We start from the raw sequence: 13014 nt of genomic DNA, 5'->3' as shown, positions 1-13014 counted from the left end.
GTGGGTTAGTAGGCGTGGAAGCAGTCAAAGTAGGTCCAATTTGGTCGCTCATTGGGGGAAACCCCGGCGAGCCTGAATAGTCATTGTAAAATGATGAGTTACTGTGGGCGTACTGTGTTTGGCAAATCGCCAGGCAAGTCCACTTTGTACAACCTTTCGCAGCCATGTGTGTCACAGCCATGATTCAAGACATGAAATTGTTTGCCTCTACGTTTCGCGCTGCCGCGCTCAGCTTTGCCGTTTTGACATCCAGCGGCGCATTTGCTGCTGAGCCAGCACCCAAGGCGGTCAAACCAGATTTGGCCAAGGGCGCCGCTATTTACAGCCAGATGTGTGTGGCTTGCCACGCCGCTGACGGTAACTCAACGACACCTGCCAACCCCAAGCTGGCTCAGCAACACCCTGAGTACCTGGTCAAGCAGTTGCAAGAATTCAAGTCTGGCAAGCGTGCCAACGCCATCATGGCCGGCTTTGCTGCTGGCTTGTCAGATGACGACATGCGCAATATTGCCTACTGGTTGGCAGATCAAGAAGGCAAGCCAGGCGCTGCCACAGAAAAAGACCTGGTTGTCTTGGGTGAGCGTATCTACCGCGGCGGCATTGCCGAGCGCCAGGTGCCGGCCTGTGCGGGTTGCCACAGTCCTAACGGTGCGGGTATTCCTTCGCAATACCCCCGTTTGAGTGGCCAGCACGCCGACTACACCGCTTCACAGCTGCGTATGTTCCGCGATTCAAGCCGCGCCAATAATGCGGCCATGACGGGTGTGGCCTCACGCATGAACGACCGTGAAATCAAGGCGGTGTCTGACTACATTGCAGGCCTGCGCTAGAGGCAACGGCTAGGTGCTGGTGCTTAAAACCCCAGAAATGCTGGTTATATAAGTTGATAGGCATATTTCACGGCACAATGCGGGAACCAACCGCGTAGACTAGCACTCTCACCGAGGCGGACTTCTTGGATGGCATCCACTGAAGGCCGCCTTTTTTTATGACTGCGTGCCCAGCACGTGGTGACAACAACGCATACCTCTATTTAGGCCAGCACCGCGCATGACCGTTAGTACCGAAGGCATTCAAATCAAGACCAGCAGCGTTTGGTTGCGCAACACCTCTGAGTTGTTGTCATCCATGCGTTTCGCGATTTCGCTGCTCACAGTCATCTGTATTGCCTCGGTGATTGGCACGGTGCTCAAGCAGGCAGAGCCCTACAACAATTACGTCAACCAGTTCGGCCCGTTTTGGGCGGATGTGTTCGACAAGTTGTCGCTGTACACCGTTTACAGCGCCTGGTGGTTCTTGCTGATTTTGGCTTTTTTGGTGGTCAGCACCTCGTTGTGCATCACACGCAATACGCCCAAAATTTTGGCTGATATGCGTCAGTTCAAAGAGGGTATACGCAGCCAAAGCTTGAAGGCGTTCGGTCACAAGGGTGAGAACACCTTGTCTGAGTCATTGCCAGATGCCTCGGCGCGCATTCAGGGCCAACTCAGTCGCGCGGGCTGGAAAGTTAAAACCCAAGACCGCGAAACGCCCAATGGCTTGGGTGTGATGGTGGCTGCCAAAAAAGGTGCCGCCAACAAGCTGGGCTATCTGGCGGCACACAGCGCCATTGTGCTGATTTGTGTGGGCGCCCTGTTTGATGGCGACATGGTGGTGCGCGCTCAAATGTGGTGGGGCGACAAAACGGTGTTTGATGGTGGCGGCATGATTGCGGACGTACCGGCGCAGCACCGTTTATCGCCCAGTAACCCGACCTACCGCGGTAACCTGTTGGTAACAGAGGGTACGCAAGCCAGTACGGCGATTTTGAGTCAGTCTGACGGCGTGGTGCTGCAAGACCTGCCTTTTTCTGTAGAGCTTAAAAAGTTTATTGTCGAGTACTACAGCACGGGCATGCCCAAGCTGTTTGCCAGCGACATTGCCATTCACGACAAGGCCACCGGCGAGGTTAGCGAGCACCGTGTAGAGGTCAACCACCCGGTCAGTCACCGTGGCGTGCAAATTTACCAGTCTAGTTTTGATGACGGCGGCTCTACCATTCGCGCCAAAGCCTATCCGCTGGGTTCTGTTGTGGCGCCTTTCAAGGTTGAAGGCGTTATTGGTAGCAACACCAATTTGAGCCGTGGTGATGAGCAACTAAGCCTTGAGTACACAGGCTTGCGTGTGATCAACGTAGAGAACATGTCTGCAGTGGTGACCGGGCGTGACGCCGGTGCAAATGGCGGCACTGATGTGCGCGCCGTTGACTTGGGCAGCCGCCTGAAAGACCACCTGGGCTCAGGTACCAAAACCACGCGGGATGAAGTACTGCGCAATGTAGGCCCCAGCTTTGGTTACAAGCTGCGTGACGGCGCTGGTCAAGCGCGTGAATTCAACAACTACATGCTGCCCGTGGACGTGGGTGACCAACGCGTTTATCTGTGGGGCGTACGCGATTCACCCGCAGAGCCCTTTCGTTACCTGCGCGTGCCAGTGGACGACACCGACAGCGCGGCTGGTTTTATAGCTTTGCGCGCCGCACTGGCAGACGCCAAGCTCAGAGAGTTGGCGGTGAACCGCTACATGCAAGATGCAGCGCTGGGGCGCAGTGCCCAAGAGCGCGAGGCCTTGCGCGTGTCTGCCACGCGCATGCTTGGCTTGTTCTCGGGTACAGATTCATTTTTGCAGTCCGCGCCCAGTCCCGGCGTGGGTCTAAACGGTGAGCCGTTGAGGGTAGGCGGCTTGACCGCCATGTCGTACTTCCTGGAGCAGGCCGTGCCTGCGGCAGAGCGTGAAAACACCAGTGACGCCATGGTGAGTCTGCTAAACGCCGTGTTGTTCGAGTTGGTGCAAGTCAGTCGCGAGCAAGCCAACCTAGAGCCACTCCCGCGCAACGACACCAGCCAGACATTTTTAAGCCAGGCCGTGCTGGCATTAAGTGACTCGTTCTTTTATCCTGCACCTATGGTTTTTGCCATGGATGACTTTGATCACGTACAAGCCAGCGTTTTCCAAGTGGCCAGAGCACCGGGTAAAACCGTTGTGTATTTGGGCTGCTTGTTCTTGATCATTGGCGTTTTTGCCATGTTGTACGTGCGTGAGCGCCGCATCTGGGTGTGGCTGTCGCCAAATGCTGACGGCAGCACTCAAGCCCAGATGGCCTTGTCGGCCAACCGCAAGACCATGGACGGCGACAACGAGTTTGACCAATTGAAACAACGACTGATACAGGTAGCACCATGACAGCCATCACTCCACATACATCTAACCCGCAAGCAGCAATGCAGCTAGACGAGCCCAGCTTTATGCAGCGCCGCTCACTGGCAGACTGGGTCTTTGCCGCCTTGTTGCTGGTGGCCACCGTGGTGGCCTCCTTTCGGTACCAAGGCGCCATGGACGGCTATGAGCAAGCTATTTTGTGGGGCGCCATGCCTGCAGCCATTGCACTGGGCTGGTTTTGGCGACCTGCGGCCAACACCATGTTGGGCGCTGGCGGCTTGGCGTTGTTAGCCATATGGCTTTACCAGACACCCGAAGGTGCCGATCTGGCCAAAGCCGAGCAGGTATTTTTGTTGAAATATTTCCTGTCCAGCCAGTCAGCCATCTTGTGGATGTGTGTGCTGTTTTTCATGAGCACGGCCTTTTACTGGCTGGGCATGATGCTGTCCAAGTCAGCCGACGCCATGGAGCTATTGGGCTCGCGCCTGGCCTGGAGCGCCGTCATTCTGGCTTTGGTGGGGACCTTGGTACGTTGGTACGAGGGACACCAAATGGGTCCGGACATTGGTCACATTCCAGTGAGTAACTTGTACGAAGTGTTTGTGCTGTTTTGCTGGATGACAGCCATGTTCTACCTGTACTACGAGTCACATTACAAAACCCGCTCCATGGGTGCGTTTGTCATGTTGGTGGTCAGCGCTGGCGTAGCATTTTTGCTGTGGTACACACTCATTCGTGAGGCGCAAACCATTCAGCCGCTGGTGCCTGCGTTGCAAAGCTGGTGGATGAAGGTACATGTTCCAGCCAACTTTGTGGGCTATGGCACCTTTGCCATTGCCGCCATGGTGGCGTTTGCCTACCTGATCAAGCAACAGGCCAACGAGACCAACTGGCTCAAACTCACGCCGCTATGGGTGTTGGGCGTGGTGTTGTGTTTTGAGCCCATTGTCTTCAGGCAATCTACGCAGGATGGCGGCACTGGTTACTGGGTGGTGTACACCGGCATCTCAGCGCTCATGGTTGCTGGCATTTTGTTTGGCCGTAAACGCATTGCAGCGCGTCTGCCCAGCCTGGAAGTGCTGGACGACGTGATGTACAAAGCCATTGCGGTTGGCTTTGCCTTCTTCACCATTGCCACCGTTTTGGGTGCTTTATGGGCTGCCGAGGCTTGGGGTGGCTACTGGAGCTGGGACCCTAAAGAGACTTGGGCATTGATCGTGTGGCTCAATTACGCCGCTTGGTTGCACATGCGCATGATGAAAGGTCTACGTGGCACAGTGGCGTCCTGGTGGGCGTTGGTGGGCTTGGCCATCACCACGTTTGCATTTTTGGGCGTGAATATGTTTTTGTCAGGCTTGCACAGCTACGGCGAGCTATAAAACAGGGCGCCTTCTGAACCTGTAGCGTTTCTTTGGGGCTTTATCCAGGTGGGTGTAGCCCAGCGCGCCCCGGCTGCAAATAAGGTTATCACCACGCCGGCCCAGTGGCTGGCGATTTATTGAGTTGCTAGGAGCCAGGCATGCTGCGTCGTCAAAATAGTCAAGTGTGGTCGGGGGCGGCGTTAGAGCGCGCCGTTACCTCCGAGTCTGCCTACCTACAGCGCCGCCAGTTGCTGGCGTTGGCCGGGCTTGGCGCTACAGGCTTGGCTGCTGGCGCCAACAAGGCATTCGCGCAAACCCGCAGTCCCCAGGTGCAAGCTATCAAGGACTTGGCGTCCACACCTTCAACGGTGGCCGGCGCCCGTGCGACCGACAACGTTGCCCCGTGGAAAGACGCCACCACATACAACAACTTTTATGAGTTTGGCACAGACAAGTCAGACCCTTACGAGAATGCACACACGTTGGTCACCAGGCTGTGGACGGTTAAGGTTGAGGGCCTGGTGGGCAAGCCGCGTACCTTTGACATGGACGATTTGCTGCAGCTCGCGCCCATGGAAGAGCGCATCTACCGTTTGCGCTGCGTTGAGGGCTGGTCCATGGTGATACCGTGGCTGGGCTATTCATTGTCCAAATTGTTAGATCAGGTGCAGCCTCTGGGTAGCGCGAAATACGTGCAGTTTCTAACGCTGGCAGACCCTAAAACCATGCCTGGCCTGCGATACGGTGGCCTGGACTGGCCTTACTCTGAAGGCCTGCGTATAGACGAGGCCATGCACCCACTCAGCATGCTCACAATGGGCATGTATGGCAAAACATTGCCCAACCAAAGTGGCGCACCCGTGCGTGTGATGGTGCCTTGGAAGTACGGTTTTAAGAGCGCCAAATCCATAGTGACCATACGCCTGACCGAGAAGCAGCCTGCAACCGCTTGGAACGAGGCCGCACCGTCCGAGTATGGCTTTTACTCCAACGTTAATCCGGGTGTAAACCACCCGCGCTGGAGTCAGGCAACTGAGCGTCGTTTAGGCGATGGTGGTTTGTTTGCCAAGCGATTACGCACTCAAATGTTCAACGGCTACACAGACCAAGTGGCTGGCTTGTACGCAGGCATGGATCTTACGCGGTACTTCTAATGGTCGGCGTTACCGGGCAAGTCAGTTGGCGACTTCGCCTGCCCGTGTGGGTTAAGCCCGCGGTGTGGTTGGCAGCATTGGCCCCTATGGCCTACTTGGTCTGGGCTTTGCTCAATAACGAGTTGGGCGTTAACCCCGGCGAGGCTTTGATTCGCAGCACGGGCGAATGGGCCTTGCGTATGTTGTGTGTGGTGTTGGCGTTGACGCCGCTGCGTCGTGCACTACATGCGCCTTCTGTGCTGACGCTGCGCCGCTTGCTGGGATTGTTTGTGTTTTTCTATGTCACGGTTCATTTGCTCAGCTACAGCTTGCTGGACATGGGGTTTGATGTAGTAAGCATCTTGACCGACGTGTATGAGCGCCCATTTATCACGGTGGGTGCGGCGGCTTGGTTGCTGCTGTTGACCTTGACTGCGACTTCGCCCAGGGCTGTTGTTAAACGCATGGGTGGCAAGCGCTGGCAGCGTTTGCACAAGACGGTTTACCTTGTAGCGGGCTTGGCGGTGCTGCATTTTTTCTGGATGCGCAGCGGCAAGCAAGACTTTGCCGAGGTGTGGCTTTATGGCGGCATACTGGCCGCGTTGTTGATCAGTCGCTTGCTGCCCAAGCTCGTACTCAGGTCAGCCTTGCAGTCATAGCAGGTGTTCGTTGCGCCACTGGTCTTGTGTGCGCTCACGCTCTCGAATGACAGTGGCGGATTCACCGTCCACCAAAATTTCAGCGGCGCGGTTGCGTGTGTTGTAGTTGCTGGCCATGCTCATGGAGTAGGCACCAGCTGACAACACCGCCAATATATCGCCTGCTTGCACACACAGCTCGCGATCCCGCCCTAACCAGTCACCGCTTTCGCACACAGGCCCTACCACGTCCATGGTGGTGGTCGCTTCAAGCCTGGGGACTACAGGTGCAATCTCGTGGAAGGCTTGGTACATCGCCGGGCGGGGCAGGTCATTCATGGCAGCGTCTACTATGCAAAAGTTTTTTTGCTCGCCGGGCTTGAGGTACAACACCTCCGTTAGGCACACACCAGCGTTGCCAACCAGGCTGCGACCAGGCTCTATAAGTATTTTTCTGTCGCCAAAGCCACGTGCGTCCAGTTTCTGGAACAACGCCGCCCATAACTCGCTGGCCTTGGGTGGTGAGTCGCCTGCGTAGTCAATGCCCAAGCCGCCACCAAAGTCCAAGTGTTGAATGGGTATGCCCTTGGCCTCAACAGCTTGAACAAGGTCTAGCATGCGGTCGGCCGCATCCAGGTAGGGCGCGGTGTCCACAATTTGTGAGCCAATATGACAGTCAATGCCTACCACGCGCAGACCAGGGCAGGCGGCGGCGTATTCATAGGCAGCCACCACATCTGCATGGCCAATGCCAAACTTGTTGCCTTTAAGGCCAGTCGAAATATAGGGGTGAGTTTTGGGATCTACGTCGGGGTTGACGCGCAGGCTAACGGGCGCACGCTGCCCTATGCCCAAGGCCACTTCATTCAGTACATCAAGTTCAGCCAAGCTTTCCACGTTAAAGCAGCCAATGCCCGCGCCCAATGCTTCCACCATTTCTGCGCGGGTCTTACCAACGCCTGAGAAGATGATTGTTTCAGGGTCTGCACCGGCCTTGAGCGCGCGTGCCAGTTCACCGCCGGACACAATGTCAAAGCCGCAGCCCATTTGCGCAAACAATTGCAACACAGCCAGGGAGGAGTTGGCTTTCATGGCGTAGCAAATGCGTGCGTCGCGTCCAGCAAAGCCCACGCTGTAAGCGGCCAAGGCCTCTAGCATGGCCGCTTTGGAGTACACAAATAGCGGTGTTTGATGCTCATGCGCCAAGGCGTTGAGTGCAACGCCCTCAAGGTGTAGCTCAAGTGGACTGTCTGGCGATGTGCTGTCGCGTTGTGACAGGTAAGACAGTTGTGAGCCTTGGGGCAAACGGTGTGACATAAATGGTGCGGCTTTTCAGTGTGGTGTGACTGCGAGAACAGGTTTGCTTGTGGGCTTTAGGGTCAAGCGTAATGACTGGCAGTGGTGTTTGCGCTTGCAGAAGCGGGCAGTGTGAGCGGTCCTTTCTGACCGCAAGCAGTCAGGGAAGACACACAGATCAGCGCAAGGGCGCAAGCGGTAAGACGTTTAAGCATGGTGTTGGTCGCGGCTTGAAAACCACGTAAGCGTTAGGGCAGGGCAGCAAAATTTACAATTGTTGCCACGGCTTTATTGTAATGACGCGCTACAGGCCTCACCAGCTACGAGGTGCACGCTGTTCTCGCCCTAACCCCATACTTTGATTGCGCACTGCCATGACCGACCTTGACTATTTGAATGCTGCTGAACAGGCGCTGGCCGCTATTGAGTTGGCGTGTGACCGTATCAACGATGAAACCGACGCCGATATCGACAACCAGCGCGTGGGCGGCATGATTACGGTGGTGTTTGCCAACGGCAGCCAAATCATTGTGAACCTGCAAAAGCCTTTGCAAGAGATTTGGCTGGCGGCCAAAGCCGGTGGATTTCATTACCGATTGCAAGACGGTGCTTGGTTGGACACCAAAACCGGTCAAGAATTCTTTGCAGACCTGAGCCGCTTGGCCAGTGCGCAGTCTGGTTTGGCGCTTCACTTTGCACCGTAAGTGCGCAGCAAGAGGGCGCAGCGCGCTTACTCTCTGAACAAATTCAGTATGGTTTTCTTTTCTTCTGGCGCCAGTATTTGATCGCCTTTCGGGTCAAATGCAGTGCCGCCTGGCAGCATGCCCAGTGTGCGTATGCTGCTGGTGGGGCCCATTTCGTTGAAGTACCACTCGCCACCGGCTGAAAACACGCCTTCTGGCACCACGGGCGGTTGCTCAGGTACGTCCTCCAGGGCTACGCGCATGTAGTCAATCCAAATGGGCAGGCTTAAGCCGCCGCCGGTTTCACTGTTGCCAAGGTTGCGTGGTATGTCGTAGCCCACCCACACAGCCGCCACGCGCGACGGCTGGTAGCCTACAAACCAGGCGTCTTGTGAGTCATTGGTGGTGCCGGTTTTGCCGTACAAATCCGAGCGTTTGAGCGTGCGCTGCGACTTGGCGGCCGTACCGCTTCGCGCGACTTCCTGCAGCATGTCGCCAACGACAAACGCATTGCGGGACGATAGCACGCGGTTGTCATCGGTGAGCTTGACAGCTGGCGCTTGGTACAAGATGTGGCCACGCTGATCAGAAATACGCGAAATCAGCTGCGGTGGTAACAAGTGGCCGCCATTGGCAAATACGCTGTAGCCTGTGGCCAGTTGCAAGGGCGTAACCGAGCCTGCGCCCAAAGCCATGGTGAGGTAGGGCGGGTGTCGCTTGGCTTCAAAGCCAAAGCGTGTAATCCAATCTTGCGCAGACTGTGGCCCCACCACCTGTAACACGCGAATAGACACCATGTTTTTTGATTGGGCCAAGGCCCTGCGCACGGACATGGGGCCGTCAAACTGGTTGTCATAGTTTTTGGGCTCCCATGGCTCACCGCCTGTTTCCTCTGCGGTGTAAAACAAGGGTGCGTCATTCACTATGGTGCTGGGAGTGATGCCTTTTTCGAGAGCTGCAGAGTAAATAAACGGCTTAAAGCTCGAGCCGGGTTGACGCCATGCCTGGGTCACGTGGTTGAATTTGCTTTTGCCAAAATCAAAACCACCAGCCAAGGCAATGATGTGGTTGTTGGCAGGGTTCAGGCTTACCAGTGCGCCTTCAACCTCTGGTGTTTGCGTAATAGCCCATTCGTCCTTGCCGTGCTTCACCACACGAATAACAGAGCCAGGACGCAAGCGCACCTTGGGCTGGGCGTTGCTCCTAAGAGCTGAGGCTGCAGCCACCAAGTTTTTGCCCTTCATGGTGATGAGCTCGCCGTCTTGGCGCTGGGCCACCACCTCTTTGCTAGACGCTTGCAACACCACCGCGGCCATCAAGTCACCGTTGTCTGGCGCATCGGCCAGTGCTTCATCAATGGCTTCTCCCCGCAGAACGGGATCTTGGGGCAAATCAATATTGCTCTCAGGGCCGCGGTAGGTCTGGCGTGATCCGTAGTCCAGCAAGCCGTTGCGCAAAGCCTTGTAAGCGGCTTGTTGCTCTTTAGAGTTGATGGTGGTGTACACGTTGATGCCACGCGTATAAGCTTCCTCGCCATACTGCGAGAAGATGGCCATGCGTGCCATTTCCGCAGCGTATTCGGCGTGCAGGCTGTCGTCGTTGCTGGGGCGGTTGATGACCAGCTGTTCCATTTTGGCTTCAGCAGCTTGCGCGGCAGTGATAAAGCCGTTGATTTGCATGCGCTCAATGATGTACAGCTGCCTGACGCGCGCGCGCTTGGGGTTGCGAATCGGGTTATAGGCTGAGGGCGCTTTGGGCAAGCCGGCCAACATGGCGGCCTCGGCGATGCTGAGTTGGTCTAGTGGCTTATTGAAGTAGGTGCGCGACGCGGCTGCAAAGCCGTAGGCCCGTCGCCCCAGATAAATCTGGTTCATGTAAATCTGCAAAATCTGTGCTTTGCTCAGTTGGTATTCCAACTTGAAAGTCATCAGTACTTCGTAGATTTTGCGGGTGTAGGTTTTTTCAGCGGACAAGTACACATTGCGTGCCACCTGCATGCTGATGGTGGATGCGCCCTGGCTTTTGGCTCGGCCCAGGTTGGCCAATACAGCGCGCGCCATGCCTTTCATGTCCACGCCGTTATGGTTGAAAAAGTTGGCGTCTTCAGCTGCCAGTACAGCGCGGGTGAGCACCAGTGGTACGTCTTCAATAGGTACAAATTCACGGCGCTCTTCACCGAACTCACCCATTAGCACGTTGTCAGAGGTGTACACGCGCAGAGGTAGTTTGGGGCGGTAATCAGCCAGCTGGCTCACGTCTGGCAAGTTGGGGAACGCCACGGTCAGTGCAAATGCCGCACCTATGACCACGGCAATGCCAAAAGCTGTGCAAAGGCCTACCAGCCACAGCAAACCCTTCAGCACAATGCCGCCTGCGCTGCTCACAGGCTTGGCTTTGCTTGCCTTTTTCTTGGCTTTTGGGCCGCTGGAGGCAGATTGCGTTACGTCGTGAGACGAATCGTTGGTGGGGGGATGTGTGGCCATGCGCTAAAAAAGTTAATGCCTCAATTATAGAAACCCTTGACTTACAGCTGGCAACGGGCATTTGCTGAGTCGCTGTGCCCTTTAAACAAGAGGTGTTGTAGCTGCTGCTTGGTGGCCCAGTAGTGGCTTAATGGCGCTGGATGGTAGGTAAATATACCTATTACTGGCAGTGGCCTGTTATCTATATTGAACTCATACCAATAACTGGCTGCGTACCGCCTTAGCAAACCAGCGTTCGTTATGTTCAGTCGCTTATGCACCTATAAAGCCAAACTGCGCGACATGTTGACGTTGCGTAGCGCCTTTCGGCGGCGGCAGCCCCTGTGGGATGCCAGCGTGAATAAAGCTACAGGCGTTAGCAAGAGCCTTGACGGTGATAGTCCGCCCATTCGCATGCGGTTGTTACTTGATGAGGGGCACTGGGTAGACAGTGAGCTGGCGTTGCCGCTTTGGATGTCTGCTCATGAGGTGCGCACTGAGGTGGTGTTGCACGCGCAATGTGTACATGATGCTGCTGCCGTGTATGTCGACAGTATTGCCAAGCCTTGCGGCCAAGATGGCATGCAGGTGCTCACTGTGTGGTCGGCTGAGCAAGACGTGGTCAATGCAGTTTGGCAACGCTGCCAAACCCTATATGGCCAAGGCCAGCCCTCATGGCAGTTGGTGGGCCTGGCGCCGTACAGCCAGCAGCACACACCCCTCAATATGCTGCCATACAGAGAGCAGGCCGCCGCGCAATACAGCCGAGGGTCTTGGCGACTGCTGGGTGTTAACGCAGCGGCCATTGCTGCAGTGGCGGGTGTTCTTTTATACCCACTCAATGCAAGTGTTGAGGCTGTTGTGCCCGTGCAAGTTGTTACACAGTCGGGTGACGCGCGCGACTTACCCAGTTTGGCCGTCTTGCGTGAGCGGTTGGCACAAGCCACCAGCGCCCAGCAACAACAGGCGGTGCAAGCGGCTCAACAAGTGTGGCAGCTGAGAGTGCTTGCCGCGTTGGCGCGCGACATGACTGCGCATGTAACGGTTACGCAGCTCATGGCCAAGGCTGACCTGATAGAGGTACATGGCCACGCCAGGTCACTACCAGACTTGACTGGTTTTGTAAAAGCTCTGCGCACACGCTGGGGCTATGTCGCGCAGGTGCAACTGCGCGATAGCCAGCAACAGGGCACCGGTGTTTTGGCTTACAGCGTGGATATCAAGCGCAGCTCGCTCACCCAAACGCTTGGTTCACCATGAATTGGGCGCAGCTGAAAGACGTGGATTTATTGGCGCTGCCGTGGGGCCAAGTGCTGGTGTGGCCCAGGCGTTGGCAGTGTGCACTGTTGGGGCTGGTGTGGACCTTGGCGCTGCTGGTGTTGGCCTACGTTTGGTATTGGCCGCAACAAGACTTGTTGGCCCTGCAGGCGCAGCAGCGCGCACAGCGCAAAGCCCAACAAGACAGTGTGCAGGCCAATCTGCGTGCACGCGCCCACCTGTCTCAGCAGCTGGCTGCCTTGCAAGACAGGTCGCAGAACGGCTTGGCCACTCATGCTGACTGGCTGCACCTGCTTGAGCAGCTCACCGCCACGGGCGTGGCGGTGCAGCAATGGCGCAGTCTGGGCCAAGCTCGGCAACAGCTTGTGTTTCAAGGTGACTGGCCAGCTGTTTACCAGGCCTTGTCGGGCTTGTCGCGCGACATGCTGTGGGGCCAACTCAAGCTGCAGCATGTCAGCGACGACTTGCTTCAAGCAAGTCTTGATGTGCAAAGGCATGCCCAAGCCACGGTCTTGTTTGAGGCGAGCCGAGACACCCTGGCATTGGCTTATGCACCTTCACCCTTTGCCGAGCTGGCGAGCGTGTTACCGGATGATCAGCAGCCTGGTGCAAGCGGCGCTGCCATGGCCATGCAAGTACAAGCAATCAACGCGCAGGATTTAAGCAGGACGCCCATGCACGGCAGGTATCAGGCCCAGCGTGAACAGGCGTTGACGCAGCCGCTTTCAAACATGCAGCTGTTGGGGGTTGTGCAAACTGGTAAGGACGCGGTGGCTTTGGTGTTGGCTGGCGGCCACACTTGGCGCGTCAAGTGTGGGCAGCGTTTGGGCGCGCAGGGCCTGCGTGTGCAGCGCATTACCGCTACGGCCGTGCAGCTAGGTCAAGGTCAAACACTGGTTGTGACAGCTCAGAACTGAGTGGGGGTAGTGATGTTGGTATGGAGTGCTTACAACGCCGGTTTACAG

The 13014-nt window shown here is 56.4% G+C and carries 10 protein-coding genes; 8 read left to right on the top strand and 2 right to left on the bottom strand.

All coding sequences use genetic code 11. The annotated features are described in order from the left end of the window. Window positions 1-191 precede the first annotated feature (191 nt). The 5 genes from LN050_06885 (at window position 192) to LN050_06865 (ending at window position 6351) form a co-directional block, all read left to right on the top strand. Window positions 192-830, top strand: coding sequence for a cytochrome c4 (locus tag LN050_06885; protein ID UFS55561.1), 639 nt, complete (start codon window positions 192-194; stop codon window positions 828-830). A gap of 220 nt (window positions 831-1050) precedes the next feature. Then, window positions 1051-3222, top strand: a complete 2172-nt coding sequence (locus LN050_06880; protein UFS55560.1) for a cytochrome c biogenesis protein ResB — start codon at window positions 1051-1053, stop codon at window positions 3220-3222. Then, window positions 3219-4577, top strand: coding sequence for a c-type cytochrome biogenesis protein CcsB (gene ccsB / locus LN050_06875; protein ID UFS55559.1), 1359 nt, complete (start codon window positions 3219-3221; stop codon window positions 4575-4577). Before LN050_06880 ends, ccsB begins: the two co-directional genes overlap by 4 nt. Before the next feature lie 140 nt (window positions 4578-4717). After that, on the top strand, window positions 4718-5713 hold the full coding sequence (gene msrP / locus LN050_06870; protein ID UFS55558.1) for a protein-methionine-sulfoxide reductase catalytic subunit MsrP: 996 nt from the start codon (window positions 4718-4720) through the stop codon (window positions 5711-5713). An 86-nt stretch (window positions 5714-5799) separates the two neighbouring features. Then, window positions 5800-6351: a sulfoxide reductase heme-binding subunit YedZ gene (locus LN050_06865; protein ID UFS55557.1), complete on the top strand. Its 552-nt coding sequence runs from the start codon at window positions 5800-5802 to the stop codon at window positions 6349-6351. On the opposite strand, the gene lysA is transcribed toward LN050_06865, so the two are convergent. Continuing rightward, window positions 6346-7647: a diaminopimelate decarboxylase gene (gene lysA, locus LN050_06860; GenBank protein UFS55556.1), complete on the bottom strand. Its 1302-nt coding sequence runs from the start codon at window positions 7645-7647 to the stop codon at window positions 6346-6348. The genes LN050_06865 and lysA overlap by 6 nt on opposite strands. Before the next feature lie 353 nt (window positions 7648-8000). Between lysA and cyaY the strand changes: the two genes are divergently transcribed. After that, the gene (gene cyaY / locus LN050_06855; GenBank protein UFS55555.1) at window positions 8001-8330 is read left to right on the top strand and encodes an iron donor protein CyaY; all 330 of its coding nucleotides are present in this window, start codon (window positions 8001-8003) and stop codon (window positions 8328-8330) included. Between the two features lie 26 nt (window positions 8331-8356). On the opposite strand, the gene LN050_06850 is transcribed toward cyaY, so the two are convergent. Beyond that, window positions 8357-10792, bottom strand: a complete 2436-nt coding sequence (locus LN050_06850; GenBank protein UFS55554.1) for a penicillin-binding protein 1A — start codon at window positions 10790-10792, stop codon at window positions 8357-8359. A gap of 336 nt (window positions 10793-11128) precedes the next feature. Between LN050_06850 and LN050_06845 the strand changes: the two genes are divergently transcribed. Further along, window positions 11129-12031: a hypothetical protein gene (locus LN050_06845; protein ID UFS55553.1), complete on the top strand. Its 903-nt coding sequence runs from the start codon at window positions 11129-11131 to the stop codon at window positions 12029-12031. Then, on the top strand, window positions 12028-12966 hold the full coding sequence (locus LN050_06840; protein UFS55552.1) for a pilus assembly protein PilP: 939 nt from the start codon (window positions 12028-12030) through the stop codon (window positions 12964-12966). The genes LN050_06845 and LN050_06840 overlap by 4 nt, the downstream gene beginning before the upstream one ends. Window positions 12967-13014 lie beyond the last annotated feature (48 nt).

Source organism: Comamonadaceae bacterium M7527 (assembly GCA_021044545.1).
GTDB lineage: Bacteria > Pseudomonadota > Gammaproteobacteria > Burkholderiales > Burkholderiaceae_C > RS62.
The sequence above is the reverse complement of the archived record's forward strand: the minus strand, read 5'-3'. Positions and strand labels throughout refer to the sequence as shown.